Origin of the sequence: Streptomyces sp. CC228A, from assembly GCF_021390935.1 — a bacterium.
Taxonomy (GTDB): domain Bacteria; phylum Actinomycetota; class Actinomycetes; order Streptomycetales; family Streptomycetaceae; genus Streptomyces.
This window is the reverse complement of sequence record NZ_JAJPUI010000001.1, coordinates 1,063,222-1,089,774: the sequence shown is the minus strand read 5'-3', so window position 1 is coordinate 1,089,774 and position 26,553 is coordinate 1,063,222. Positions and strand designations below refer to the sequence as shown.

Genomic DNA, 26,553 nt, shown 5'->3' with positions numbered 1-26,553 from the left:
GGCCCGGCGGGCCTCACCGTCACCCTCGTCTCCCTGGCCGCCCTGCTGGTGGTGTCCGCCACGGCCGGACTGGCCATCGGCTCCGTGCACGTGCCGCCCGGGCAGGTGTGGGGCATCGTGACGCACGCGCTGGGCGCGTCGTGGGCGGAGCCGGACTGGTCCGGGGCGCGGGAGACCATCGTGCTGGACGTGCGGGCGCCCCGCGTGCTGCTCGGCGCGGTGGCCGGCGCGGGGCTCGCCGTGGTGGGCACCGCCCTGCAGGCGCTGATCCGCAACCCGCTGGCCGAGCCCTACCTGCTCGGCGTCTCCTCCGGCGCGTCCCTGGGCGCCGTCGTGGTGATCGTGTTCGGGGTGACCCTGCTCGGGCCGGTGTCGCTGCCGGTGGCGGCGTTCGCGGGCGCGCTGGGGGCGCTGCTGCTCGTCTACGCCACGGCCCGCACCGGGGGCGGATCACGTCGGGGAGGCTGGTCCTCTCCGGTGTGGCCATCGCCGCGGTCCTCACCGCCGTGCTGGACCTGCTGCTGCTCACCACCGACCGGGGCAACGAGGCCCGTACGGTCCTCGCCTGGACCCTCGGCGGCCTCGGCGGCGTGAACTGGGACACGCTGTGGCTGCCCGGCGCCGCCCTGCTCCTGGGCATCGGGGTCCTGATGGTGCACGCGCGGAACCTGAACCTGCTGCTGGCCGGCGAGGAGGCCGCGACCACGATGGGGCTGGACGTGGCCCGCTTCCGCGCCCGCATGTTCGTGCTGCTCTCCCTCGTCACCGGCGTCATCGTCGCGGCGTGCGGACCCATCGGGTTCGTCGGGCTGATGCTTCCGCACATCGTGCGGCTCCTCGTCGGCGGCGACCACCGCCGCGTCCTGCCGACGGCCGCGCTGGGCGGCGCGGTCTTCCTCATCTGGGCCGACATCGCCGCGCGTGTCGTCGCCGCTCCCCTGGAGATACCCGTCGGCGTGCTCACGGCGCTGTGCGGCGGCCCGTTCTTCCTGTGGCTGATGCGCCGCGACGCCCGGCGGACCGACGACCGAGGAGGGGCATGACCGCCACCGAACTCGTCATCGACGGCGTCTCCCTCACCGCGGGTGCGCAGCGCCTGGTGGAGGACGTCTCGCTCACCGCCCGCCCCGGCGAGGTCGTCGGCCTGGTCGGACCGAACGGCAGCGGCAAGTCCAGCCTGCTGCGGGCCGTCTACCGCATCCTGCGCCCCGAGACCGGGCGGGTCACCGTCGACGGCGCCGACGCCTGGGCCCTGCCCGTGCGCCGACTGGCCCGCACCGTGGCGGCCGTGGTGCAGGAGTCCGGCGCCGCGTTCGACCTGTCGGTGCGCGAGGTCGTCGCGATGGGCCGGACACCGCACAAGCGGCTGCTCGACGGGGACACCCCCGAGGACGCCGGACTGATCGGCGCGGCGCTCGCGGCGGTGGACGCCACCGCACTGGCCGACCGCCCCTTCGACCGGCTGTCCGGAGGCGAGCGCCAGCGCGTGCTCATCGCCCGCGCGCTGGCCCAGCAGCCGTCGCTCCTCGTCCTGGACGAACCGACCAACCACCTCGACGTGCGCCACCAGTTGGACGTGCTCGGCGCCCTGCGGCGACTGCCCGCCACGGTCCTGGTCGCCCTGCACGACCTCAACCTGGCCGCGTACTACTGCGACCGCCTCTACGTGCTGCGCGACGGCAGGGTCACCGCCTCGGGCGCACCCGCCGACGTGCTGACGCCCCGGCTGCTGTCCGAGGTGTACGGCGTGGCGGCCGAGGTCGCCGTCCATCCGCGCACGGGCGCCCCGCAGGTGACGTTCCTCCCGGACGAGCCGCACGCGGCCGCCGCACCGGCCGAGGCGGACGCCTCCTTCCGGTAGGCGCCGCGTCCGCGGAGCGCGTCCGAGGTCCGGGACCCCCGCCCGGCTGCTGCGGCGGGACGCGCAGCGACGGGTCCGGCGCGGCCGCGGCCCGGCTGCCGGGACCGGCGGCCCGGCCGGCGGTGCGCGGCGGACGGCCGGCCGCCGGCGCCGGACTCGGCGTCCTGCCCGCAGCGGCGGAACACGCGGGGTGGCGGCGACCGGCGCGGTCGCGAGCGGGCTCCGGTCGCCTTCGGGCGGCAGCGCCCTCCGGGGTGCCGGGGCCGCGGCCGCGCAGCCGGCGGCCCTCCGGCGCATGGCCACCACCGCGGCCCCCATGCGGCGCTGGCCAACGGCGGTGCCGGCCCGGTCGACACCGTCGGCGGCGAGCTGTTCCCCGTGAGGGGCTGCACCGTCGCCGGCGGCGGGATCGCCGCGATCGACATCCTGTCCGACCCGGACCGGCTGACCGGCCCGGACCTGGCGGGCCCCGTCGGCTGACCGGGCCGGCGGGCGACCGCTCGCCCTGGGCGGGGGTGTCCGGCCCGGGAGGCAGCCGTCCGTGGCGGGCTCGGCCCGCGTACCGGGCCCGCCACGCCCCGGCTCCGCACCGGAGCCGGGGCGGTGTCACACCGTCAGCGCCGCAGCGTCAGCAGTCCCGGGCGGTAGGGCCACTGGCCGTAGTCGCCGCCGGAGCGGGGGTCGCGTCCCTGGTAGAGGAACCGCAGGTTGCAGGGGTCGACCGTGAAGGTCTGGTCGGCGCTGGTGCGGACCAGTTCGCCGTGGCTGATGTCGTCGGTCCAGGTGGCGCCGCTGTTGGCCTTGCCGGCGAAGGGGTTGCTCTCGGTCGCGGCCTGGGGTGTCCAGTCGCCGTTCAGGCTGGTGGCCGTGAAGGAGCGGAAGTAGCGGCCCTGCGCCCCGATCGCCTCGACGATCATGAGGTAGCGGTCCTGGCCCTGGAGCTTGTACACCTGCGGGGCTTCGAACAGGTTGTTCTTCGTGTCGCTCATGACCACCGTCGAGGCCGTGCCGAAGCTGCCCGGGAAGTTCGCGATCGGCATGCTCGCCCGGTAGATCCTGCCGTTGTCGCCGGCGAAGAACAGGTACATGTGCGTGCCGTCGCCGATGAGCGTCTGGTCGATGGGTCCCGTTCCGGAGTCGGCGATGCTCCCGGAGAAGAGCTCCCGCTCAGGCGACCAGCCGTTCGGGTCGGCGGGGTCGGTCGACGTCCGGTAGGAGAAGGCGGTCCTGCCCCACTGGTAGGCGAGTACCCAGAGGTTCTTCGGCGCGAAGTGGAACAGCGTGGGCGCGACGGCGGAAGTCGACATCGTGTTCTGGCCGGCCGAGGCCATCTGCGGCCAGTCGGCGAACGGGGTGAAGTTCACCGAACGCCAGCCCACTCCGGTGCCCGCCGCGCCGTGCGTGGTCGCGTAGACGAGGTGCTTCCCGTTGTAGGGGGCGACGGTGAAGTCCTTGAGCGAGGCCCATCCCGGCTTGGGCTGCGCCAGCGCGCCCGTCGACGTCCAGCGGTACGTCGACGGAAGCGCGCACGTGCCGGGGCTGCCGCCGGAGACCCGGACGAGCCGCCACTGCTGGTTGGCGCCGCCCCAGTCGTCGTACTGGACGATGTTCGCGCCGTCCGCGGTGGAGCCCCCCTGCACTTCGAGGGCCTTGCCGCTGTGGCGCGCGATGAGCCTCACGTGGCCGTCCGGGCTGTCGACCGCCCGCCACTGCTGGTTGGCGCCGTTCCTGTCGGTCCACTGGACGACCGGGCCGCCGTTGGCGGTGGAGTGGTTGTGGACGTCCAGCACCTTGCCGGAGTGGCGGGACGTGAGGCGGTAGTGGCCGTCGCCGGAGGGGGTGAACTGCCACTGCTGCTGGTGCTGGTCGTTCCTGGTCCACTGGGTGATGCGGGCGCCGTCGCCGGTCGCCAGGTTGTGGACGTCCAGGGCCTTGCCGCTGTTGCGGTTGACCAGCACGTACCAGGCGCTGGTGTCGACGGTCGCCGCGGCGGCGGGCGGGGCGGCGAGGAGTGCGGCCCCGAGCAGCAGGGACGACAGGACGGTGAGGACGAGGCCCAGGATCAGGGGTGGGCGGCGGAATCTCATCAGAGGATCTCCTTGGGGGTGGAGGGTGCGGGGACCCGGACGGGCCGCGGGGCGGCCGCGCCGGGAGGACGGGGGCGGCGCCGTACACGCCGGGGAGCGGTCCTGCGGTGCCGCCGGTCGCGGCGCCTGGCCGCGGGCCGGCGTCATGGCTTCACCACCGCCGGCCGGAGCGGCCGGCGGTGCGCAATGTGAGCGCTAACAATGTGACGGACGGGAACGCCGCCAGGCGGGTCACAGGGCCTCCCCGGGGGTGGTCGCGCCGTACGGGTCAGCCCTTGGTGGCGCCCGCGGTGAGGCCGCCGATCATCTGGCGCTCGGCGACGGCGTAGAAGGCGAGGGCAGGGACCATGGCGAGCACGGTGTAGGCGAGGACGAGCGCGTAGTCGGTCGCGTACTGGCCCTGGAACTGCTGGACCCCGACCGGGATCGTCTGCCACGCGGGGTCGTTGAACACCAGCAGCGGCAGGAAGAAGTTGTTCCAGCTCGCCACGACCGCCAGCACCGAGACCGTGCCCAGCGCCGGACGCGCCATCGGCAGCAGGATCTGCCAGAAGAAGCGGAACTTGCCGCAGCCGTCCACGACGGCCGCCTCCTCGATCTCCGCCGGGATGGTCCGGAAGAAGCCGCGCAGGATGACGATCGTCATCGGGAGTCCGAAGGCCGCCTGGGGGAGGATCACCCCGAGCGGGTTGTCGAGCAGGCCGACGGTGCGCAGCATGAGGAAGAGCGGCAGGACGGCCACCGCGAACGGGAACATCAAGCCGATCGTGAACAGCGTGTAGAACAGCTCCCTTCCCCGGAAGGCGTACCGGGCCAGCACGAACGCGGCCATCGCGGCGGCCGCCACCGTGCAGAGCGTCGTGCCGAGGGCGATGACGGCGCTGTTGGCCGTCTGCCGCCAGAACGTTCCGTCGCCGAGGATGCCGGTGTAGTTGCCGGTCTTCCACCGCTCCGGCAGCCCGAACGGGTTCGTCGTCAGCTCGCCGGTGCTCTTGAACCCCGAGATCACCGCGTAGACCAGCGGCACGGCGACGAACGCGGCGATCAGCAGGACCACGGCGTGCAGCGTGAGTCCGCGTGCGGTGCGGCGGGCGTTCACCGGCCGCCTCCCGAGGTGACGGCCCCGCTCAGGTCGCGGCGGAGCACGTACCGCTGGTAGAGGAGGGAGAAGACCAGGCTGATCATGAACAGCACCACGCTGATCGCGCTGGCGTAGCCGACCTGGTACCGCTTGAACCCGAACTGGAACATCGCGATCGCCATCGTCTCGGAGGAGTGGTTGGGCCCGCCCGCGGTCATGACCCAGACGAGGTCGAAGAGCTGGATGCACCCGACGACCGACAGGAAGACGCTGATCCGGATCGTCGGCCCGAGCAGCGGCAGCGTCACGTGCCGGAAGCGCCGCCAGGCGCCCGCGCCGTCGAGGGAGGCGGCCTCCAGGACCTCGGTCGGGATGCTCTGCAGGCCGGCGAGGAAGAGCATCATGTGGAAGCCGAAGTACTTCCACACCATGACGACGAACAGGGTCGGCATGACCGTCGAGGGATCGGCGAGCCACCTGCCCTGCAGCCCCTCCAGGCCCAGAAGGCCCACGAGGTGGTCTGCCATGCCGGCGCCGGGCAGGAAGATCATCGTGAAGAGGACGGCCGTGACCACCTCGGAGAGGACGTACGGCGCGAAGAACAGCATGCGGTAGACGGCCCGGCCGCGCAGCCTCTGGTTGAGCAGGACCGCGGTGAGGAGGGCGAACGGCAGCTGCACCGCGACCGACAGGACGATCAGGTACAGTCCGCGCCCCAGATCGCCGAGGAAGACCCGGTCGCCGAACAGCCTGGTGTAGTTCGCGAAGCCCACGAAGTCGTCCACGGGTCCGATCCCGCCCCACCGGAAGAATCCGGTGTGGACGGCGACGGCGATCGGGGCGAGGACGAAGACGAGGAAGAGGACCAGGGCCGGGACGAGGAACCAGGCGACCGACGCCCAGTCCCCCCACCCGCGCAGGAGCGATCGGACCGGCGCGGGGGCGGGCACCGGCGCGGCGCGTTCCGTCCGCTCTTCCGTCAGGGCGGACACGGGGCTAGGCACCCTTCGCAGCCTCGGTGATGGAGGCGGTGACCTGCTGCGGCGTCTTCTTGCCGGCGATGAGGTCGGCGACGCTGTCGTTGACCTCCTGGCCGACCGCCGGCGGGTACGCCTGGTCGAGGAAGAGCTGGAAGCCCGTCGCCTTGACCAGGCTGTCGGCCACCACCCGCCGGTTCGCGTCGGTCAGCTGCCGCTCCGCGCCCCTGACCACCGGCAGGTAGCCGTCGGAGGCCAGCAGCTCGGACTGGTTCTCCAGGACGAAGAACCTCAGGAAGTCCAGCGCCTCCTTGGGGGCGCCCCTGCGCAGCGCGAAGCCGCCGCCGCCGCCGAACACCTCGGTGGCCCGGCCCGCACCGCCGTCGACCGTCGGGAAGGGGAAGAAGCCCAGGTCCGCTCCGAGGTCGGCGCCTGCGTCCTTCTGCACCGACGGCCCCCACTGCCCCATCAGCTCCATGGCGGCCAGCCCGTTGCCCATGGTCGCCGCCTGGCCGCCGGGGGTGGCGTAGCCGGCTCCCAGGAAGGCCTCCTGGAACGGCCGGAGGTCGACCAGCTCCTTGAGGTGGGCGCCTGCCCGGACGAACCCGGCGCCGGTGAAGTCCTTGGCGGCGGCGGCCTGCCGCAGTGCGGGGAGGCCGGCGACGCGCATCGCGAGGTAGGCCCAGTAGAAGTGGCCCGGCCACTTCTCCTTGCCCGCGAGGGCGATCGGGGTGACGCCCGCCGCCTTGAGCTTCCTGACGTCGTCCAGGAGTTCGGCCCAGGTGGCCGGCGGGGTGGTGATGCCCGCCTTGGCGAAGAGCTTCTTGTTGTACCAGAAGCCGACCATGCCGATGTCGTAGGGCACCGCGTAGGTCCGGCCGCCGAACCGGTAGGGCTGCAGCGAGACCGGGGTGAGCTCGGACGACCAGCCGAACACGTCAGTGAGGTCCTCGATCAGCCCCGCGTCGGCCTGCTGCTGCAGCACGCCGCCGCCCCAGGTCTGGAAGACGTCGGGGAGCTTGCCCGAGGAGGTGGCTGCGGTCAGCTTCGACTTGAACGCTTCGTTCTCCAGCGAGGTCGTGTGGATCACGATCTCCGGGTGGGCGGTGGTGAACGCCGCGGAGATCCGCGGGAAGAGGGACCTGCCCGGTTCCGTCGTGGCGATGTTCCACCACGCGAAGGACACCTTGCCGTCGGCCGTCTTCCCGGCTCCGGATCCGCTGGTTCCGCAGGCCGCGGTCATGGTGGCGGACAGGGCGGTCAGGCCCGAGAGCGCCAGGAGACTTCGTCGGCTCGGGAGGGTGCTGGCCATGGGACCTCCGGGGTGGGGAATGCCGGTTCGTGCCCGAAAACTTTTCGAAATACTCTCGAATTCCGCGCTGCCACAAACTAGGAACGCAGGGCTTGCCGGTCAAGACCTCGCACTCATCTCTCTTCGAAATCACGGTTGTTGAGAGCCTTGACAGCGCGTCGGGACAACCGGAAACTCATCGAAAGTTTGCGATACATGTCGTCGGCCGCGGACATCCGCACAGAGGAGAGAAGTTGACCGAGCAGCGCCCGACCCTGGCCGTGATCGCCGCGAAAGCCGGGGTTTCCCAGGCCACCGTGTCGAAGGTGATCAACGGGCGCTCCGATGTCGCTCCCTCGACACGCGAACGGATCGAGGGCCTGCTGCGCACGCACAACTACCTCCCGCCCGGCCGGCAGGGCAGGGCCCGCAGGTCCGGTCTCGTCGACCTGATCATCGGTGGCCTGGACAGCGCGTGGGCGGTGGAGATCCTGCGCGGCGTCGAGGCCGAGTGCGCCCGGCGGAGCGTCGGCACCGTCGTGTCGCTCGTCCCGCCGGGCGAGGCCACGCCGTCGAGTTGGGCGGCGCTGCCGGTCCTGCACCACAGCGACGGCGTCATCCTCGTCACCGCCTCGGTCACCCCCGCCCAGCGCGCCCAGGTGGAACGGGCCGGGGTGGCGCTGGTCGTCATCGACCCGATCGACCTGCCGGGCAACGGCGTGCCCAGCGTCGGAGCGACCAACTGGGCCGGCGGGCTCGCCGCGACCGAGCACCTGCTGGAGCTGGGGCACCGCCGGATCGCCGCCATCGGAGGGCGGAAGGAGATGCTCTGCAGCCGGGCCCGCATCGACGGGTACCGCACCGCCTTGGAGCGGGCCGGCATCGAGGTCGACCGCGGCCTGATCCGGTTCGGGGACTTCCAGCACGAGGGCGGGTTCCGGTGCGCCCGGGAGCTGCTGGCCCTGCCCGAGCCGCCGACGGCCGTCTTCGCCGGCAGCGACCAGCAGGCGATGGGCGTCTACGAAGCCGCCCGGCGGGCCGGGCTGAGGATCCCGCAGGACCTCAGCGTGGTCGGCTTCGACGACCTGCCGATGTGCGCGTGGCTGTCACCGCCGCTGACGACGGTGCGCCAGCCGCTGGAGGAGATGGGCCGGGTCGCCGCCCGCACCCTGTTCCAGCTTCTGGAGGACCAGCCCCTGGTCAGCCCCCGGATGGAGCTCTCGACCGAGCTCAAGGTCCGGCTTTCCACCGCCCCGCCTCGTCCCTAGGAGTACCCCGTGAACGAGCCATGGCGCGACCCCCTCCTGCCCGCGCCCGTGCGCGTCGCCGATCTGCTGGACCGGATGACGCTGGAGGAGAAGGCGGGGCAACTCACCGGGTTCTGGGCGCTGCCCTCGCGTCCGGGAGCACCTGTCGCGCCGATGGAGGACGACTCCGGCGAGCCCGCGCCCCGCTTGGACGACCTCGTCGTCCACGGACTCGGCCAGCTCACGAGGGTGTTCGGCACCGCCCCGGTCACCGCGGAAGCCGGCATGGAGCGGCTCGCCTCGCTCCAGCAGCGGGTGACCGGAGCCGGCCGGTTCGGGATCCCCGCCCTGGCTCACGAGGAGTGCCTGACCGGGTTCATGACGCTCGGCGCGACGGTCTTCCCCGGGCCCCTGGCCTGGGGTGCGTCCTTCGATCCCGGGCTCGTGCGCCGGATGGCGGCCGCCATCGGCGCCGGGATGCGGCGGGTCGGTGTCCACCAGGGGCTGGCGCCGGTGCTGGACGTGGTCCGGGACTACCGCTGGGGCAGGACCGAGGAGTGCATCGGCGAGGACCCGTATCTCGTCGGAGCGATCGGCACCGCCTACGTGCAGGGCCTGGAAGGCGCCGGCATCGTGGCGACGCTCAAGCACTTCGCCGGATACTCGGCGTCGCGCGGCGGCCGGAACATGGCCCCCGCCGCCGCGGGGCCGCGGGAGTTCGCCGACATCCTGGTCGAGCCGTTCGTACGGGCGCTGCGTGAGGGGGGCGCCCGGTCGGTGATGAACAGCTACACCGACGTGGACGGCGTCCCCGCGGCCGCCGACGAAACGCTGCTGACCGGGCTGCTCAGGGGCGAGCTCGGCTTCGGCGGTGTCGTCGTCGCCGACTACTACGCCGTCTCCTTCCTGGAGACCCGGCACGGCGTCGCCGGGTCGCGCGGCGCGGCCGGCGCGCTGGCCCTGACCGCCGGGATCGACGTCGAGCTGCCCACGGCCCGCTGCTACGGCGAGCCGCTGACCGGACTCGTGCGCGCGGGACGCGTTCCCGAAGCGCTCGTCGACCGCGCGGCGCAGCGGGTCCTGCTCCAGAAGGCCCAACTGGGCCTGCTCGACCCCGACTGGGAACCCGTCAAGCCGGAGCCGGTCGACCTGGACCCGCCGGAGAACCGGGCGCTGGCGAGGTTCCTGGCCGAACGGTCCACCGTGCTGCTCTCCAACGACGGCACCCTGCCGCTGCGGCCGTGCCGCGTCGCGGTCAGCGGGCCGTACGCTGACGACCCCCAGGCGTTCCTGGGCTGCTACTCCTTCCCCAACCACGTGGCCCTGCCCGGCGGCCCGGGACCGGAGGTCCCGACGCTCGGCGAGGCGCTCGCCGACGCCGGGTTCACGGTCACCGCGGACGAGCCGGACGTGCACGTGCTGGTGCTCGGGGACCGGTCCGGCATGTTCGGCCGGGGCACCTCGGGAGAGGGCTGCGACGCCGAGACCCTCGACCTGCCGGGTGACCAGGCCGCCCTCGCCTCGGCCGTCCTCGACTCCGGAGTGCCGACCGTCCTGGTCCTCGTCTCCGGGCGGCCCTACGCGCTCGGTTCGCTGGCCGAACGCGCCTCCGCCGTGCTCCAGGCGTTCCTGCCCGGCCAGGAGGGCGGGGCGGCACTGGCCCGGATCATCAGCGGGGCCGCGGAACCCTCCGGGCGGCTCCCCGTCTCCCTGCCCCGCCGCGCCGGCGGCCAGCCCGGGACCTACCTGCGTTCCAGGCTCGGCGGACGCACCGACTGGAGCTCGGTGGACCCGACGCCCCTGTTCCCCTTCGGACACGGGCTGAGCTGGACCAGCTTCACGTGTTCCGACCTCGCGGTGGACCCCCTCGCCCCGACGGACGGCCTCGTCGCCGTCTCGGTCACCGTCCGCAACGTCGGGGAGGTGCCCGGGACGGAGGTCGTCCAGCTGTACCTCTCGGACCCCGAGGCGTCCGTGGTCCGGCCGGAGCGGTGGCTCGCCGGATTCGGCAGGGTCGAGCTGCAGCCGGGCGCGGCCGCCCGGGTCACCTTCTCCGTCCATGCGGACCGGACCTCGTTCACCGGGCTCGACCTGCGCAGACGGGTGGAGCCCGGAGAGATCGGCGTGGCCGTCGGACGGTCCAGCGGCGACCTTCCGCTGCAGGGGTCCTTCACCCTGTACGGCCCCGTGCGCCACCCGGCGGCCGACCGCGTCCTGTCCGTGCCGGTCGAGATCGTCCCGGTCCCGTGAACACGTCGTTCGGTGATCCCGTGCTGCCCGGGTTCCGTCCCGACCCGTCCGTGTGCCGGGTGGGAGCGGACTACTACCTGGTGACGTCCAGCTTCGAGTGGTTCCCGGGCCTGCCCGTGTTCCACAGCCGCGACCTGGCGGACTGGCGGCGCCTCGGCTCCGCCCTCGACCGGCCGTCCCAGCTCGACCTCGACGGGTGCGGGCCCTCACGCGGCCTGTTCGCCCCGACGATCCGTCACCATGACGCGGAGTTCCATCTCGTCTGCACGCTGATGGACGGCCCCGGCCACTTCGTCGTCACGGCGACCGACCCGGCCGGCCCGTGGTCGGAGCCGCACTGGCTGGAGGGCGAGGGCTTCGACCCGTCGCTGTTCTTCGACGAGCGGCAGGACGGCGGGGACGGCCGGGCCTGGTTCACCGCCGCCCGCGTCCTGGACGAGGCCGCCGGGCGCACCGAGATCTGGATGCGCGAGTACCTTCCGCGCGAGCGGCGGCTCACAGGACCCGAGTACGTCCTGTGGTCGGGAAGCCACCCGGGAGCCCGCTGGTCGGAGGCCCCCCACCTGTACCGGGTCGACGGCGGCTACCTCCTGCTCACCGCGGAGGGCGGCACCGACGTGGACCACAGCGTGGTGGCCGCCCGCGCCGACCGCGTGACGGGCCCGTACAGCGGCGCCCCCGGCAACCCGGTGCTGCCTCCGTCCACGGGCCCGGTCACGTGCACCGGGCACGCCGACCTCGTCCGCACCCCGTCCGGCGGCTGGCGGGCCGTCCTGCTGGGTGTCCGCCCGGGCTCCGCCATCGGCCGTGAGACGTTCCTCAGCCGGGTCTCCTGGGACGACGGCCGGCCGGTCTTCTCGCCCGTCCCCCACACCGGCCGTCGCCGCCCCCTCCACGACGACTTCGCCGCCCTCTCCCCCGACTGGAGCACGCTGCGCACCCCGCGCACACCGTTCTGGACCACCGGCGACGGGCTCCACCTGCGGCTCCGCCCCGAACGCCTCGGCGAACGCACCACCCCGTCCCTCCTGGTGCGCCCCCAGGAGCAGCCCGACTGCGACGTCTCCACCGAACTGCACTTCACCCCCGCGGGACCCGGCGAACAGGCCGGCCTCGCCGTCGTCATCGACGACGACACCCATGTCCTCCTCCTGCGCTCCGCAGAAGGACTCCGCGTCCAGCGCGGGTCCGACGTCCTGGCCCGCGTCGCCGCCCCTCCGGGCCCCGTGCGCCTGGGGGTCCGCATCCGCGGTTTCCGCCACACCTTCGCCTACGCCGCTCCGGACGGGGCCTGGCAGGACCTGGCCACCGTCGAAGCCACTTTCCTCACCCCTCTGTTCACCAGTGTCCAGCTCGGCCTGTACGCCACGTCCGACAGCCGGCCGTCCACCGGCCGGGCACGGTTCGCCTGGTTCGACCTCGCGTATCCCCGACCGGTCTGAACCGACGGCGCGTCAGCGGCGCCGGCGGCCTCCGTCCACGGCGTGACGCCGCACCCGCACCCCACTACCGCACTCCGATGTCAACGGCCATGTAGTTCTCCCCAGAGGCGGCCAGTAGTTCTCCCCACTGACGGCCAGTGGAACTTCCCCGGTGGCGGCCAGATATCTCCCCGCCCTCGGGTCGGTGTGGATCAGCTGAAGGGCTTGACTCCCTTTCCGGTGGTGGCCTCGGTGAAGCGGAACGAGTCACCCTGAGTGACGGTGACGTGGGCATGGTGGAGGAGTCGGTCGACGGTCGCGGTGGCGAGGGTCTTGGGCATGATCTCGTCGAATCCGGACGGGTGGAGGTTGCTGGAGACAGCGATCGAGCGTCGTTCGTAGGCAGCGTCGACCAGGCGGTAGAAGCCCTCGGCGGCGTCCTCGGAGACGGGCAGCAGGCCGATGTCGTCGACGATGATCAGGTCCGAGCGGACGATCTTCGCGAGGGCCCGGGCGATGGAGTCGTCCGCGCGGTGGCGGCGGACCAGGGCTCCGAGGTCCTCGATAGTGAACCAGGCGACGGTCAGGCCGGCCTCGACCGCGGTCTGTCCGAGTGCCTCGGTGAAGTGCGACTTTCCCGTCCCCGACGGTCCGCAGATGCAGAAGTTCTCGCGGCGGCCGACCCACTCCAGGCTCTTGAGCGCGTCCTGGGTGGCCCTGGGGATGGAGGACTTGTTCTCGTGCCAGTCCCCGAAGGTCTTGCCGGTGGGGAAGCCTGCCCGCTTGCGGCGCGTGTGGAGGTTGGCGCGGTCGCGGCCTGCGGCTTCCTCGGCCAGCAGGACGCGGACGACCTCGGCGGGATCCCAGCGTTGGGCCTTCGCGGTGGGGATGATGTCGGTCAACGACCTGCGGATGTGCGGGAGTTTGAGCCTGCGGGTGAGTTCGATGGCCTCGGCGAGCGGGTCGCCGTTGGTGCCGTGAACGGTGCGAAGAGGGGTGGCCATCAGAGCTGGTCGCTTTCGTCGTACTCGGAAAGATCAGAGGTGCTCGGGGCGGCGGCGCCGAGGGCGGACCAGGCGGAGGTGCCGGGCTGCAGCGAGTGGTTCTCGCTGCAGCGGACCGGCTCGGTGATCCCGTGGACGGCCTGGTAGTCGAGGATCGACATGAGGTCCTTGTCCGCGAAGCGGGCCGTGACCGCGGCGGTGCCGAGCGCGCGGTCGACTTCCGCTATCGAGTAGAGCTTCGAGAGCGCGACTGCCTCGGCCATCTTCGCCTTGATCCGGCGGACCCCGGCCGCCCCGGCCTCGACCAGCCAGCTCGCAGCACCCGGACCGAGCTGGAGAAACGCAGCCTCCTCGGCGGAGGTGGCCCGCGGGGTGCGGTCGGCTTCCTTGTCCTCGCGCGGCGGATAGTGGCCGTCGTCCAGGACCGGGCTGCCGGGCTCGCCGCGGCGGTGGCGGGCGACCTCGCGAGCCGATCCGTCCTCGTCGACGGCGGCGGTGACGATCAGCTCGTCGCCGTGGAAACGGGCCCAGACGCGGGTGTCGATCAGCTCGTGCGGGACCGAGTAGCGGACCGCTTCGACCGAGATCGTCGATTCCCAGGTGACCCGGCGGGTGGTGCCGAAGGTCGCGGTGAACGGCTCGCGCGGCAGAGGGTGCAGCCGCTGGCGTTCCTCGGCGATCCGGTCGGCGGGCTTGCTCCGAGTCGCCCGGTGAGTGCGGGAGTTGACCTCGTCGCAGAAGGCCCGGCAGGCCGCTTCGAGCTCTCCGAAGCTCTTGTAGTTCTCGCGGAGGTTCACGTCCTTCGGGACGAGATCGGCCTTCGCGATCTTCACGGTCGACTCCGATCCGCCCTTGGTCTCGGGGTCGGCCGGCAGACACGTTCGTATGGTCGTGCCGTAGTGGCGGGCGACCTCGACGATCTCCGGATTGCGGACGGCGATCCCGGCAACGTGGTCGGTGGTGACCGTCTTCTCGTTGTCCGTCAGCACGAACGCCGGGACCCCGCCGATCCGGCGGAACGTGGCGTCCAGAGCCGCGGTGATCGTCGGCAGCGTCTTGTCCCAGATCGGGATGACGACCCGGAAACGGGACCAGGCCAGCCATGCGCAGAACAGCGTGGTCTTGCGGCCGCCGATGACCGGGCCGTCGCCGAAGTCGTACTGAAGCCAGAGCCCCGGCTCGGTCACCCACGGCCGATAGATCCGCCGCCGACCGGCCCTGAACTGGGCTTTCGCCTCGGCGACGGTGCGGCGGGTGGTGCGTTCCCCGCCCGTGAAGCCCATCGCGGTGATCCGCTTGTGCACCACGTCCGCACGGACCTTGCCCTGCGAGCGGACCACCAGCTCTTCGATCTTCGGCAGATAGTCGTCGATCGCCCTCGCCCGGTGACGGTGCTGGCCAGGGTTCTGGCCGGCGGCCCGCATCTTCACATAACGGGCCACCGTGTGGTGGTCGCACCCGGCCAGCTCGGCCGCAGCGCGGTAACTCCCCGTGAGGTCGTAAGCCTCAAGGATTTCCATGATCTCCCTGCTGTTCTTCACCCGCTCAAGCGTCGCCGAGCAGGACTTGTCGGGGCGAGCGGGGAGAAATCTGGCCGTACTCGGGGAATCCCGTGGCCATCAGTGGGGCGGTAAATGGCCGCCTATGGGGAGCTTGTCATGGCCGCCGTCACTCCGACCCTTCCGCGATCCACTCCTGGAGGTCCCGTGATGCGTTCACCCACCGTCTTCCCGTCCACCGCCCGCCGGAGAATCAGCGGCCTGTGGGCGGCGCTGATCGTCGGCGTCCTCGGCTCCGCCACCGTACTGGCGGCGCCGCCGGCCTCACACGCCGCCGAGAGCACGCTCGGCAGCGCCGCCGCGCAGAGCGGCCGCTACTTCGGCACCGCCATCGCCTCGGGGAGGCTCAGCGACTCGACGTACACGACGATCGCGGCGCGCGAGTTCACCTCGGTGACGGCCGAGAACGAGATGAAGATCGACGCCACCCAACCCCAGCAAGGGCGGTTCGACTTCACGGCCGGCGACCGCGTCCACAACTGGGCGGTGCAGAACGGCAAGCAGGTACGCGGCCACACCCTGGCCTGGCACTCCCAGCAGCCCGGCTGGATGCAGCGCCTCAGCGGCAGCGCGCTGCGCCAGGCCATGGTCGGCCACATCAACGGCGTGATGGCCCACTACAAGGGCAGGATCGTCGAGTGGGACGTCGTCAACGAAGCGTTCGCGGACGGCACAGGAGCCCGGCGCGACTCCAACCTGCAGCGCACCGGCAACGACTGGATCGAGGTCGCCTTCCGCACCGCACGCGCCGCCGACCCGGCCGCCAAGCTCTGCTACAACGACTACAACATCGAGAACTGGACCTGGGCCAAGACGCAGGCCGTGTACGCCATGGTCCGCGACTTCAAGCAGCGCGGCGTGCCCATCGACTGCGTCGGCTTCCAGTCGCACTTCAACACCGGCAACCCCTACCACGGCAACTTCCGCACCACCCTGCAGAGCTTCGCCGCCCTCGGCGTCGACGTGGCCGTCACCGAACTCGACATCCAGGGCGCCTCACCCGCCACCTACGCCCAGGTGGCCAACGACTGCCTGGCCGTGTCGCGCTGCGTCGGCATCACCGTCTGGGGGGTGCGCGACACCGACTCGTGGCGAGCGGAGCACACACCGCTGCTGTTCAACGGCGACGGCAGCAAGAAGCCCGCCTACGCCGCCGTCCTGGACGCGCTCAACGCCGCCTCCCCCGCGCCCACGCCGCCGCCCGGCTCCGGACAGATCAAGGGAGTCGCCTCGGGCCGCTGCCTGGACGTGCCGGGGGCGAGCACGGCCGACGGCACCCAGCTCCAGCTGTGGGACTGCAACGGCCGCCCCCACCAGCAATGGACCCACACCGCCGCAGGCGAGCTCAGGGTCTACGGCGACAAGTGCCTGGACGCCGCCGGCACCGGCAACGGCGCCAAGGTCCAGATCCACAGCTGCTGGGGTGGCGACAACCAGAAGTGGCGCCTCGACGCCGACGGGTCCATCGTCGGCGTGCAGTCCGGTCTCTGCCTCGACGCCGCTGCCAACGGCACGGCCAACGGCACCCTGATCCAGCTCTACTCCTGCTGGAACGGCGGCAACCAGCGCTGGACCCGCACCTGACGCCGCGGCGGACGAGGGGAGCCGGGAGGATCCCGGCTCCCTGACCGCCCCCGGCACCCGCACCCGTCGGCTCACGCGCAGGGGCGGGTGCGGCGCCGCCGGGGGCGCGTCGTCTTCCGGGTGCGTCGGAGCGCGGCGTCCCGCCCGGCACACGCCGCCGCCGGGCCGGTGCGGTCAGGCGGAGGCCGGGTTGCCGTAGTAGGCGCCCGGACCGTGCTTGCGGGTGAAGTGGCGGTCCAGGACGTGCTGCGGCGGTTCCACCGTGCCGAGGGCGATGGTGTGCAGGGCCATCTCGGCCACCGCCTCGCAGATGACGGCGTGCTCCAGGGAGCCGGTGGCGTCGGCCCCCCACGTGAAGGGCCCGTGGTGGGCGACGAGGGCGCCGGGGACCTCCCTGGCCCGGGTGTCGTCGCCCTCCAGCAGGTCCACGATGACCTGACCGGTGTGGTACTCGTAGTCCGCGGCGCACTGCTCGGGGGTGAGCGGCGCGGTGACCGGGACGGGACCGTTGAAGGTGTCCGCGTGGGTCGTACCGAGCACCGGGATCGGACGCCGGGCCTGGGCGAAGGCGACGGCGTGGGTGGAGTGCGTGTGGGTCACGCCGCCGATGGAGGGGAAGGCCAGGTAGAGGCTCCGGTGCGTCTCCGTGTCGGTGGACGGCCGCAGACGGCCTTCCACGACGCTCCCGTCCGACAGCGAGACGACGACCAGGTCGTCCTCGCTCAGTGCGTCGTAGGCCACACCCGACGGCTTGATGACGAAGACGCCGGCGCGTCGGTCCACCCCGCTCACGTTGCCCCAGGTGAGGGTGGCCAGGCCGGCTTCGGGGATGCGGAGGTTCGCCTCCAGGACCTCTCGGCGCAGTTCCCGGGAAACGGTGGTGCTCACGTGGGCTCCGTCCTGGTCGGGGTGGAGGTGGCGGGGGTGCTCACAGGCTCTGGGCCAGACGGTGGTACGCCTGGTTCCAGCGCAGTTCGCGCGTGAAGTGCCGGACGGTGGTGCGCTCGTCGACGACGGCGAGTTCGGTCCGCAGCATCTCGGCGAGGTCGTCGAGCTCCTCGCCGCCGAGAGCGGTGGTCAGGACGGTGTGGTGGGGCGCTCCGGCCGTCAGCCACGCCTCGGTGGAGGTGCGCAGGTCGGGGCGGGGCCGCCAGACGGCCCGGGCGACGGGGAGCCGGGGAAGCGGCTCGGGCGGGGCGACCACGTCGATGCGGTTGGCGACGAGGCGGAAGCGGTCCCCCATGTCGGCGAGGCCGACGACGACCGCCGGGCCGGGATCCGCGTCGAAGACGAGGCGTACGGGATCCTCGCGGCCGCCGATGGCGAGGGGGTGGATCTCGCAGGCGGGCGCCGCCGTCGTGAGGGAGGGGCAGACCTCCAGCATGTGGGCGCCGAGGACGAGTTCCCGGCCGGGTGTGAGGTCGTAGGTGTAGTCCTCCATGAAGGAGGTGCCGCCGGGCAGTCCGTGGGCCATCGCCTTGAGCGTGCGCAGCAGGGCGGCGGTCTTCCAGTCCCCTTCGCCGCCGAAGCCGTAGCCGTCCGCCATCAGGCGCTGGACGGCGAGGCCGGGCAGCTGGCGCAGCCCGCCGAGGTCCTCGAAGTTGGTGGTGAAGGCGCGGAAGCCGCCTTCCGTGAGGAAGGCCCGCAGACCGGCTTCGATGCGGGCGGCGTAGCGCAGGGAGTCGTGGCGCTCACCGCCGGGCCGCAGTTCGGGGGCGAGGGTGTAGAGGTCCTGGTACTCCTCCAGGAGGGCGGCGACGGCGTCGTCGGGGGCGGCGTCGACCGCGGCGACGAGGTCGTTGACGCCGTAGGTGTTGACGGAGACGCCGAACCGCAGCTGCGCCTCGACCTTGTCGCCCTCGGTGACGGCGACGTCGCGCATGTTGTCGCCGAACCGGGCGAGTCTGAGGGTGGTGAGTTCGGACCGGCCGACGGCGGCGCGGGCCCAGCCGGCGATGCGGTCGACCACACCGGGGGTGGAGACGTGGCCGGCCACCGTCTTGCGGGGGACGCCCAGGCGGGTCTGGACGAAGCCGAACTCGCGGTCGCCGTGCGCGGCCTGGTTCAGGTTCATGAAGTCCATGTCGATGGTGGACCACGGGAGCCGGCGGTTGGCCTGGGTGTGCAGGTGCAGCAGGGGCTTGCTCAGGGCGTCGAGGCCGGCGATCCACATCTTGGCCGGGGAGAAGGTGTGCATCCATGCGATCAGGCCGATGCAGCGGTCCTCGGCGTTGGCCTCCAGGCAGACCCTGCGGATGGCGGCCGCGTCGGTGAGGACCGGCTTCCACACCGGGCGGACGGGCATCTCGGTCCGGCCGGCGAGGGTGTCGCAGATCGCGCGGGACTGGTCGGCGACCTGGGCCAGGGTGTCGTCGCCGTAGAGCGCCTGGCTCCCGGTGAGGAACCAGATCTCGCGGTCGGAAGGGGCGGGCGTCATGTCGATGGTGCTCCTCGCAGGTGCTGGGGCGGACGGGTCGGGGCGAGGCAGGCCGGGAGGCGGAGCGGCGCGAAGGGGCGCCCCGGTCAGCCGGCGTGGCCGCGCGTGCGGCGTTGCGGCCGGTCAGCCGGCCGTGGCCGCGCGTGCGGCGTTGCGGATCCGCCGCAGCCGGTGCAGGAGGAGGTCCGTGCCGGTGCCGAAGTGCTCGTGCAGGGCGCGGTACTCGCCGAAGAGCGCGTCGTAGGCGTCCGCCCGTACGGGGTCGGGCACGTACGCGTGGCGCTGGACGCTGCCCATGGCGGAGGCGGCGGAGCGGACGTCGGGATAGGCGCCCGCGGCGACGGCGGCGTGGATCGCCGAGCCGAGCGCCGGCCCCTGGTCGGAGGCGCCGACGGAGACGGGGCGGCGCAGCACGTCGGCGTGGATCTGCATCAGCAGGGCGTTCTTCTTCAGCCCCCCGGTGACGATGAACTCCTCGACGGGGATGCCGCCGCTCTCGAAGCTCTCGACGATCACGCGGGTGCCGTAGGCGGTGGATTCGAGGAGGGCGCGGTAGACGTCCTCGGGGCGGGTGCCGAGGGTCAGACCGGCGATGACCCCGGAGAGGTGGTGGTCGACCAGGGGGGAGCGGTTGCCGTTCATCCAGTCCAGGGCGACCAGACCGTGCGCGCCGACCGGCTGGTCGGCGGCTTTGCGGGTCAGGAGCGCGTGCAGGTCCTCGCCCGTGGCCTCGGCCTCGGCGCGGTAGTGGTCCGGGACGCCCTGGCGGAGCCACCAGGCGAAGATGTCGCCGACCGCGCTCTGGCCGGCCTCGTAGCCGTAGGCGCCCTCGACGATGCCGCCGTCGACGACCCCGCAGATGCCGGGTATCTCGGCGAGTGCGGCGCCGTTGAGGACGTGGCAGGTGGAGGTCCCCATGATGGCGAGCATCCGGCCGTTCTCCACGGCGCCCGCGGCGGGTGCGGCGACGTGGGCGTCGACGTTGCCGGCGGCGACGGCGATGCCTTCGGGCAGTCCGGTCCAGTGCGCGGCCCGGCCGCTCAGGGCGCCGACGCGGGAGCCCAGCGGGGACAGCGGGTGCTCCAGGCGGGTGGCGGCGAAGTCGGCGAAGTCCGGGTGGAGCCGGGCGAGGAAGGCGGGCGACGGGTAGGCCCCGTCCTGGTGGATGCCCTTGTAGCCGGCGGTGCAGGCGTTGCGGGACTCGGTGCCGGTCAGCTGCCAGACGATCCAGTCGGCCGCCTCGATCCAGCGGGCGCAGGCGGCGTACACGGCGGGGTCCTCCTCCAGGACCTGCAGGGCCTTCGCGTACTGCCACTCGGCGGAGATCCTGCCGCCGTACCGCGCGATCCACTTCTCGCCGCGGGCGTGGGCGAGGGTGTTGATGCGGTCGGCCTGGGCCTGGGCCGCGTGGTGCTTCCACAGTTTGGGCCAGGCGTGGGGGCGGTCGGCCCACTCGGGGGTCAGGGCGAGCGGGGTCCCGTCCGCGGTGGTCGGCAGCACCGTGCAGGCGGTGAAGTCGGTGGCGATGCCGATGACGCGGGCCGGATCGACTCCGGCGTCGGCGAGTGCCGCCGGAACGGCGGTGCGCAGGACGTCGCGCCAGTCCTCGGGGTGCTGCAGGGCCCAGTCGGGCGGCAGCAGGGCTCCCGCGGAGGGCAGGCGGTCGTCGATGACGGCGTGGCGGTACTCGTGGACCGCCGAACCGAGTTCGGCGCCGTCCCGGACCCTGACCACGACGGCACGCCCGGAGAGGGTGCCGAAGTCGACTCCGATGGTGCAGGCCCCGGGGTGGTGGCGGTCCGCGGGGTCGGGAAGGGCGGGTGCGGTCACAGTGGGTCTCTCTCGTGATGGGCAGGGCCGGAGGAGCACTCAGATTGTTAACGCTAACAATCCTGTGGGGCAAGACCGAGAGCGGTTCTGTCCGGCACACGAGGAAAAGGGGGCGTGCAGAGTGAGCGCTCACTCTGCACGCGGGGGAAGCCGGTCACGCACCCCGACGACCGGCAGACCGACACCGGCGCGGGCGAACCGGAAACCGCACACCGCCAGGCCACGAGCGAGCCGACAACCAACGACCCAGCACCACCCGCACCCAACGCCACCCCGACCAGCGCCAGCCGCACCCAACGCTGCCGAATCCAACGCCGCCCGGACCCAACACCGGCGCGGGCGAACCGGCAACCGCACACCGCCAGACCACGAGCGAGCCGACGACCAACGCCCCAGCACCACCCGGACCAGCGCCCCCGCACCCACCCGCACCCGCCGGCGCCCCCGCACTCACCCCCGCCCGCACCGTCGCACGCACGCCGCACCGCGACGCGCGACCGACCGGAGGCCTCCCGCAGGAGGTCTCCCGCCCGGGGGCCGGGCGGCGGCGGCGCGAGCCGCCCGGCATGCGTCAGGGCTCGTACGGGGGGCGGGTGCTCGCGCGCATGATGAGCTGCGGTTCGACCAGGAGGTGCTCGGCCTTCCGGGCGCGTCCCTCGATATGGTCCACCAGCAGCCCGATGCTGCGGCGCCCGATGGCGGCGAAGTCCTGGCGGACCGTCGTCAGCGGCGGAGGGAAGTACTCGGCCTCCGGGATGTCGTCGAAGCCGGCGACGGCCACCTGCGCGGGGGTGCGGATGCCGCCCTCGCGCAGCGCCCGCAGGACGCCGAGGGCCATCTGGTCGTTCGCGACGAAGACGGCCGTGACGGGCGTGGCCCCCCGGCGGCTCAGGGCGAGGCCCGCGAGTTCCTGCCCCGCACGGTAGCCGGACAGCGGGCTCCAGTCCCCCGTCAGCACGCGCGGCGGGCGGATGCCGCTCTCCTCCAGGACGGCGCGCCATCCCGCCGTCCGGGCCTCGCTCTCCAGCCAGTCGTCGGGCCCCGCCACGTGCCAGACGTTGGCGTGCCCGGCGGCGAGCAGGTGCTCGGTGACCATGCGGGCGCCGCGTTCCTGGTCGAGGGAGACCCCGGGCAGGTCGAACTGGTGGCCTCCCTCCACGGTGACCACGGGGAAGGGCGCGTCCAGTTCGGCGAGCGCCTGCACGTGGGAGCGCTGCGGGGTGATGGCGACGACCCCCTCCACGCCCCAGGCCGCGAGGTGGTCGATGGCGTCCTTGAGCCCCTGCCCCTGCCCCCCTCCCGAGCGCAGGCTGACGGTCGAGACGAGGTAGCCCTCCTCGCGGGCGGCCTCCTCAAGGCCGGTCAGGGTGCTGGCGGGGCCGTAGAGGGCGGTGTTGACGGCGATGACGCCCAGCGTCCTCGTGCGGCGCGTCACGAGGGCGCGCGCGGCGGAGTTGCGGCGGTAGCCGAGCCGGTCGATGGCCAGGGTGACCTGCTCGCGGGTGGCCGCGCGCACGTTCGGGTGACCGCTCAGCACGCGGGAGACGGTCTGGTGGGAGACCCCGGCCTCCCGTGCGACGTCGGCCATCGTCGGGGGGCGGACGCCTTCCGCGGGATGCGCCACGTTTGCCTTCCCTCTCCCTGCTCACGGCTGCGTATCGATGCGAGAAAAACCTTAGCGCCTCTTGTATCACGCTGTTGTGAGCGCTAACAATCTAGCTCGACCGGGGTGCGGACGCCCCGGCCACCCAGCCGGAGCGGTGCCGTCCCGGTGGTGCGGGGACACGCGCCGCCGCTGAGGCCGTCCCGGCCGGAGCCGCCCTCGACGACGGGATTGCCAGGTAACGCCCATGAAGAAGTTCCGATCCGTATCCGCCCTCCTGGCCGTGACCACCAGCTGCGCCCTGCTTCTGACCGCCTGCGGACAGGACAGCGAGGGGGGCAGCCAGGACTCGAAGGACAAGCAGGACCTCACCATCGGCATCGCCATGCCCACCAAGTCCTCCGAGCGGTGGATCGCCGACGGCCGCAACATGACCGCGAGCCTGGAGAAGGCCGGCTTCTCCACGACCCTGCAGTACGGCGAGGACGACCCCGACCAGCAGGTCGCGCAGATCGAGAACATGATCACCCAGGGCGTCGACGCCCTCGTCGTGGCCGCCATCAACGGCGAGGCCCTGTCCAACGTCCTCCAGCAGGCCGCGGACGCCCGCATCCCGGTCATCGCCTACGACCGGCTCATCCTGGGCTCGCCCCACGTCGACTACTACGCGTCCTTCGACAACGCGAAGGTCGGCGAGCTCCAAGCCTCGTACATCGTCGAGAAGCTGGGACTGGAGAGCGGCGCGAAGAAGGGCCCCTTCAACATCGAGCTGTTCGCCGGATCCAACGACGACAACAACACCAAGTACTTCTTCAACGGCGCGATGAAGGTGCTGAAGCCCTACCTCGACACCAAGCAGCTGGTCGTTCGCTCCCAGCAGACCCGGCTCAACCAGGTGACCACGCTGCGCTGGGACGGCGGGACGGCGCAGAAGCGCATGGACGACCTGCTGACCTCCTCGTACTCCACGGCCCGCGTCGACGCCGTGCTGTCCCCGTACGACGGCATCTCCATCGGCATCCTGTCCGCCCTGAAGTCCGACGACTACGGCAGTGCGGACAAGCCGCTGCCCATCGTCACCGGCCAGGACGCGGAGGTCGCCTCCGTGAAGTCGATCATCGCAGGCGAGCAGACGCAGACCGTCTACAAGGACACCCGCGCACTCGCGCAGGTCGCCGCGGACATGGTGACCGCCGTCCTCGCCGGCGAGAAGCCCGAGACCAACGACGAGACCACCTACGACAACGGCAGGAAGGTGGTCCCGGCCTACCTGCTCGACCCGGTCAGCGTCGACAAGTCGAACTACCGGCAGGTGCTGGTCGACTCCGGCTACATCGACGCCGGCGAGCTGCGGTGACCCCCGCCGCGCCGCACTCCCCCGGCACCCCCGCCACGCCGCACTCCCCCGGCACCCCCGCCCCGCCGCACTCCCCCGGCACCCCCGCCCCGCCGCACTCCCCCGGGATCCCGGTCACGTCCCAGGGCGGCCCCGTCCTCGAAATGCGGTCCATCGTCAAGACCTTCCCCGGGGTCAGGGCGCTCTCCGAGGTGACCCTCTCCGTGCGGCGCGGCGAAGTGCACGCCCTGTGCGGAGAGAACGGTGCCGGGAAGTCGACCCTCATGAAGGTCCTGTCCGGCGTCCACCCGCACGGGACCTACGAGGGCGAGATCCTCCTCGACGGCGAGCCGTGCCGCTTCAAGGACATCAGGGCCAGCGAGCAGCGCGGCATCGTCATCATCCACCAGGAACTCGCGCTCGTCCCCCATCTCTCGATCGCCGAGAACGTCTTCCTCGGCAACGAGCCGGCCCGGCGCGGGATCATCGACTGGCACGAGGCGCTGCGCCGCGCCTCCGCCCTGCTCAGGCGGGTCGGTCTGGACGAACACCCGGGCACCCGGGTCGGTGACCTCGGGGTCGGCAAGCAGCAGCTCGTGGAGATCGCGAAGGCGCTGGCGAAGGACGTCCGGCTGCTGATCCTCGACGAGCCCACGGCGGCGCTCAACGACGAGGACAGCGCGAAGCTGCTGCGGCTGATGCGGGAGCTGAAGAGCCAGGGCGTCACCATGATCATCATCTCGCACAAGCTGAACGAGATCGCCCGGATCGCGGACTCCGTCACCATCCTGCGCGACGGGCGGACCATCGAGACCCTCGACGTCGGGGACCCGGCCACCAGCGAAGAGCGCATCATCCGCGGCATGGTGGGACGGGACCTCGACAGCCGCTTCCCCGACCGCACGCCGTACGAGGGCCCGACCGACGCCGAACCCGCCCTGGAGATCCGGGACTGGACCGTGCGCCACCCGGTCGACCGCGGCCGCAAGGCCGTCGACGGCGTCTCGCTCCGGGTCCGCCGCGGCGAGATCGTCGGCGTCGCGGGACTCATGGGGGCCGGCCGGACCGAGCTCGCCATGAGCGTCTTCGGCCGCTCCTACGGCCGCTACGAGCGGGGCGCCGTGCTCAGGGACGGCCGCGAGGTACGGACCCGTACGGTCCCCGAGGCGGTCGCCCACGGCATCGCGTACGTCACGGAGGACCGCAAGCACTACGGGCTCGACCTCGGGGACTCCGTGAGCCGGAACATCTCCCTCGCGTCCCTCGGCACCCTCGCCCGCCGCGGCATCGTGGACGGGCACGAGGAGCGCAAGGTGGCCGAACAGTACCGGCGGACCATGAACATCAAGGCCCCGAACGTCCTCGAACCGGTCGGCCGGCTCTCCGGCGGCAACCAGCAGAAGGTCGTCCTCAGCAAGTGGATCCTCGCCGGACCGGACGTCCTCATCCTCGACGAGCCCACGCGCGGAGTCGACGTCGGGGCCAAGTACGAGATCTACACCGTCATCGACCGGCTCGCCTCCGAGGGCAAGGCGATCCTCCTCATCTCCTCCGAGCTGCCCGAACTGCTCGGCATGTGCGATCGCGTCTACACCATGGCCGCCGGACGGCTGACCGGCGAGGTCTCCCGCGAGGACGCCACCCAGGAAGTGCTGATGCGGCACATGACACAGGACACCCCCGCACCACCGGCGGTCAGCGCAGACCCCGCCTCCAGCGAAGGGCACCAGGCATGAGCACCGAAGTCGGCACGAGGACGAACGCCCCGGCGCCCGGGGACAGCGGACCCCCGTCCACCGGGACACCGGTGGGCCGGGTCCTCCTGGACGGCGTCCGGCGGAACATGCGCCAGTACGGGATGCTCTTCGCGCTCGGCCTGATCGTGCTCCTGTTCCAGGTCTGGACGGGCGGCGACCTCCTGCTACCGCGCAACGTCTCCAACCTGGTGCTGCAGAACAGCTACATCCTCATCCTGGCCATCGGCATGATGATCGTCATCATCTCCGGGCACATCGACCTGTCGGTGGGCTCCCTCATGGCCCTGGTGGGCGGCGTCGGGGCGGTGCTCATGGTCGAGCACCGGGTCTCCTGGCCCGTCGCGGTGCTCCTCACCCTGCTCCTCGGCGCCGTCGCGGGCGCGCTCCAGGGATTCTTCATCGCGTACGTCGGCATACCGTCGTTCATCGTGACCCTCGCCGGGATGCTGCTGTTCCGCGGGCTCACGGAGATCTTCCTCAAGGGCCAGACACTCGGCCCCTTCCCGGAAGGGCTCCAGCAGGTCGCCAACGGGTTCCTGCCCGAGGTCGGCCCGCAGACGAACTACCACAATCTCACCCTGCTCCTCGGCCTGGGGCTGATCGCCTACGTGGTGTTCCAGGAGGTGCGGGACCGCCGTCGCCAGCGGGAGTTCGCCCTGGAGACGCTCCCCGCGGGCCTGTTCGCGCTCAAGGTGACGGCGCTGGTCGCCGCCGTCCTGGTCACCAGCCTGCTGCTCGCCAGCTACAAGGGCGCGCCCGTGGTCCTGCTGATCCTGGCCGCGCTGCTGGTCGGCTTCGGCTACGTGATGCGCAACGCGGTGATCGGCCGCCACGTGTACGCGATCGGAGGGAACCTGCCCGCCGCGAAACTGTCCGGCGTCAAGGACAGGAAGGTGACCTTCGCGGTGTTCCTCAACATGGGCATGCTCGCGGCCCTCGCCGGTCTCGTCTTCGCGGCCCGCTTCAACGCGGCCTCCCCGAAGGCCGGGGTGACCTTCGAACTGGAGGCCATCGCCGCCGCGTTCATCGGCGGAGCGTCGATGAGCGGGGGCGTCGGGACCGTCCTGGGGGCCATCATCGGCGGTCTGGTCCTCGGCGTGCTCAACAACGGCATGAACCTCGTCGGCGTGGGCACCGACTGGCAGCAGGTGATCAAGGGCCTCGTGCTGCTCGCGGCGGTCGGCTTCGACGTGTGGAACAAGCGGAGGGCGGGCGCCTGACGCCACCC

General features: G+C 72.2%; 18 protein-coding genes and 1 pseudogene. 9 read left to right on the top strand and 10 right to left on the bottom strand.

The window, feature by feature from the left end; translation table 11 throughout:
- Positions 1–33 precede the first annotated feature (33 nt).
- Positions 34–1,043, top strand: a pseudogene (locus tag L6E17_RS04800) (FecCD family ABC transporter permease).
- Positions 1,040–1,861, top strand: a complete 822-nt coding sequence (locus L6E17_RS04795) for an ABC transporter ATP-binding protein (RefSeq protein WP_236239468.1) — start codon at positions 1,040–1,042, stop codon at positions 1,859–1,861. The pseudogene L6E17_RS04800 and the gene L6E17_RS04795 overlap by 4 nt, the downstream one beginning before the upstream one ends.
- A 614-nt stretch (positions 1,862–2,475) precedes the next feature.
- Here the strand turns inward: L6E17_RS04795 and L6E17_RS04790 are convergent.
- The 4 genes from L6E17_RS04790 to L6E17_RS04775 all read right to left on the bottom strand — a co-directional run bounded on the left by L6E17_RS04790 (position 2,476) and on the right by L6E17_RS04775 (position 7,318).
- Positions 2,476–3,948 (bottom strand): non-reducing end alpha-L-arabinofuranosidase family hydrolase, encoded by a 1,473-nt coding sequence (locus L6E17_RS04790; RefSeq protein WP_236239467.1) that lies wholly within the window; start codon positions 3,946–3,948, stop codon positions 2,476–2,478.
- A gap of 268 nt (positions 3,949–4,216) precedes the next feature.
- The gene (locus L6E17_RS04785) at positions 4,217–5,047 is read right to left on the bottom strand and encodes a carbohydrate ABC transporter permease (protein ID WP_236239466.1); all 831 of its coding nucleotides are present in this window, start codon (positions 5,045–5,047) and stop codon (positions 4,217–4,219) included.
- The gene (locus L6E17_RS04780) at positions 5,044–5,949 is read right to left on the bottom strand and encodes a carbohydrate ABC transporter permease (RefSeq protein WP_236239662.1); all 906 of its coding nucleotides are present in this window, start codon (positions 5,947–5,949) and stop codon (positions 5,044–5,046) included. Before L6E17_RS04780 ends, L6E17_RS04785 begins: the two co-directional genes overlap by 4 nt.
- 76 nt (positions 5,950–6,025) lie before the next feature.
- Positions 6,026–7,318: an extracellular solute-binding protein gene (locus L6E17_RS04775; RefSeq protein ID WP_236239465.1), complete on the bottom strand. Its 1,293-nt coding sequence runs from the start codon at positions 7,316–7,318 to the stop codon at positions 6,026–6,028.
- A gap of 233 nt (positions 7,319–7,551) precedes the next feature.
- Here L6E17_RS04775 and L6E17_RS04770 point away from each other — a divergent pair, with 233 nt between their 5' ends.
- From L6E17_RS04770 to L6E17_RS04760, 3 genes are read left to right on the top strand one after another with little or no spacing between them, the layout of a single operon-like run.
- The gene (locus L6E17_RS04770) at positions 7,552–8,565 is read left to right on the top strand and encodes a LacI family DNA-binding transcriptional regulator (RefSeq protein WP_236239464.1); all 1,014 of its coding nucleotides are present in this window, start codon (positions 7,552–7,554) and stop codon (positions 8,563–8,565) included.
- 9 nt (positions 8,566–8,574) lie between these two features.
- Positions 8,575–10,794, top strand: a complete 2,220-nt coding sequence (locus tag L6E17_RS04765) for a glycoside hydrolase family 3 N-terminal domain-containing protein (RefSeq protein WP_236239463.1) — start codon at positions 8,575–8,577, stop codon at positions 10,792–10,794.
- Positions 10,791–12,236 (top strand): glycoside hydrolase family 43 protein, encoded by a 1,446-nt coding sequence (locus L6E17_RS04760; protein WP_236239462.1) that lies wholly within the window; start codon positions 10,791–10,793, stop codon positions 12,234–12,236. The genes L6E17_RS04765 and L6E17_RS04760 overlap by 4 nt, the downstream gene beginning before the upstream one ends.
- A gap of 191 nt (positions 12,237–12,427) precedes the next feature.
- Here L6E17_RS04760 and istB read toward each other — a convergent pair whose 3' ends face one another.
- Together istB and istA are read right to left on the bottom strand one after the other, a co-directional pair.
- On the bottom strand, positions 12,428–13,219 hold the full coding sequence (gene istB / locus L6E17_RS04755) for an IS21-like element helper ATPase IstB (protein WP_236239461.1): 792 nt from the start codon (positions 13,217–13,219) through the stop codon (positions 12,428–12,430).
- On the bottom strand, positions 13,219–14,760 hold the full coding sequence (gene istA / locus L6E17_RS04750; RefSeq protein ID WP_236239460.1) for an IS21 family transposase: 1,542 nt from the start codon (positions 14,758–14,760) through the stop codon (positions 13,219–13,221). Before istA ends, istB begins: the two co-directional genes overlap by 1 nt.
- 168 nt (positions 14,761–14,928) lie before the next feature.
- Here istA and L6E17_RS04745 point away from each other — a divergent pair, with 168 nt between their 5' ends.
- A complete protein-coding gene (locus L6E17_RS04745) occupies positions 14,929–16,362 on the top strand; it encodes an endo-1,4-beta-xylanase (RefSeq protein WP_236239459.1) in 1,434 nt (477 codons plus the stop codon).
- 174 nt (positions 16,363–16,536) lie between these two features.
- Here L6E17_RS04745 and araD read toward each other — a convergent pair whose 3' ends face one another.
- The 4 genes from araD to L6E17_RS04725 form a co-directional block, all read right to left on the bottom strand.
- The gene (araD, locus tag L6E17_RS04740) at positions 16,537–17,250 is read right to left on the bottom strand and encodes an L-ribulose-5-phosphate 4-epimerase AraD (protein ID WP_236239458.1); all 714 of its coding nucleotides are present in this window, start codon (positions 17,248–17,250) and stop codon (positions 16,537–16,539) included.
- A gap of 40 nt (positions 17,251–17,290) precedes the next feature.
- Complete coding sequence (araA, locus tag L6E17_RS04735) at positions 17,291–18,799, bottom strand: L-arabinose isomerase (protein WP_236239457.1); 1,509 nt, start codon at positions 18,797–18,799, stop codon at positions 17,291–17,293.
- 123 nt (positions 18,800–18,922) lie between these two features.
- Complete coding sequence (araB, locus tag L6E17_RS04730; RefSeq protein ID WP_236239456.1) at positions 18,923–20,629, bottom strand: ribulokinase; 1,707 nt, start codon at positions 20,627–20,629, stop codon at positions 18,923–18,925.
- A 571-nt stretch (positions 20,630–21,200) separates the two neighbouring features.
- Positions 21,201–22,253, bottom strand: a complete 1,053-nt coding sequence (locus L6E17_RS04725; protein WP_236239455.1) for a LacI family DNA-binding transcriptional regulator — start codon at positions 22,251–22,253, stop codon at positions 21,201–21,203.
- Positions 22,254–22,479: 226 nt separating this feature from the next.
- On the opposite strand from L6E17_RS04725, the gene chvE reads away from it, so the two are divergent.
- The 3 genes from chvE to mmsB all read left to right on the top strand — a co-directional run bounded on the left by chvE (position 22,480) and on the right by mmsB (position 26,545).
- On the top strand, positions 22,480–23,589 hold the full coding sequence (gene chvE, locus L6E17_RS04720) for a multiple monosaccharide ABC transporter substrate-binding protein (protein ID WP_236239454.1): 1,110 nt from the start codon (positions 22,480–22,482) through the stop codon (positions 23,587–23,589).
- A 143-nt stretch (positions 23,590–23,732) separates the two neighbouring features.
- Positions 23,733–25,304: a multiple monosaccharide ABC transporter ATP-binding protein gene (mmsA, locus tag L6E17_RS04715; protein ID WP_236239661.1), complete on the top strand. Its 1,572-nt coding sequence runs from the start codon at positions 23,733–23,735 to the stop codon at positions 25,302–25,304.
- The gene (mmsB, locus tag L6E17_RS04710) at positions 25,301–26,545 is read left to right on the top strand and encodes a multiple monosaccharide ABC transporter permease (protein ID WP_236239453.1); all 1,245 of its coding nucleotides are present in this window, start codon (positions 25,301–25,303) and stop codon (positions 26,543–26,545) included. The genes mmsA and mmsB overlap by 4 nt, the downstream gene beginning before the upstream one ends.
- Positions 26,546–26,553: the final 8 nt, after the last annotated feature.

What these genes read in the sequence shown, in the direction of transcription:
- L6E17_RS04795 (WP_236239468.1), top strand. Translation starts at nt 1,040, where the DNA reads ATGACCGCCACCGAACTCGTCATCGACGGCGTCTCCCTCACCGCGGGT.
- L6E17_RS04790 (WP_236239467.1), bottom strand. Translation starts at nt 3,948, where the DNA reads ATGAGATTCCGCCGCCCACCCCTGATCCTGGGCCTCGTCCTCACCGTC.
- L6E17_RS04775 (WP_236239465.1), bottom strand. Translation starts at nt 7,318, where the DNA reads ATGGCCAGCACCCTCCCGAGCCGACGAAGTCTCCTGGCGCTCTCGGGC.
- istB (WP_236239461.1), bottom strand. Translation starts at nt 13,219, where the DNA reads ATGGCCACCCCTCTTCGCACCGTTCACGGCACCAACGGCGACCCGCTC.
- L6E17_RS04745 (WP_236239459.1), top strand. Translation starts at nt 14,929, where the DNA reads ATGCGTTCACCCACCGTCTTCCCGTCCACCGCCCGCCGGAGAATCAGC.
- araA (WP_236239457.1), bottom strand. Translation starts at nt 18,799, where the DNA reads ATGACGCCCGCCCCTTCCGACCGCGAGATCTGGTTCCTCACCGGGAGC.
- chvE (WP_236239454.1), top strand. Translation starts at nt 22,480, where the DNA reads ATGAAGAAGTTCCGATCCGTATCCGCCCTCCTGGCCGTGACCACCAGC.
- mmsA (WP_236239661.1), top strand. Translation starts at nt 23,733, where the DNA reads ATGCGGTCCATCGTCAAGACCTTCCCCGGGGTCAGGGCGCTCTCCGAG.
- mmsB (WP_236239453.1), top strand. Translation starts at nt 25,301, where the DNA reads ATGAGCACCGAAGTCGGCACGAGGACGAACGCCCCGGCGCCCGGGGAC.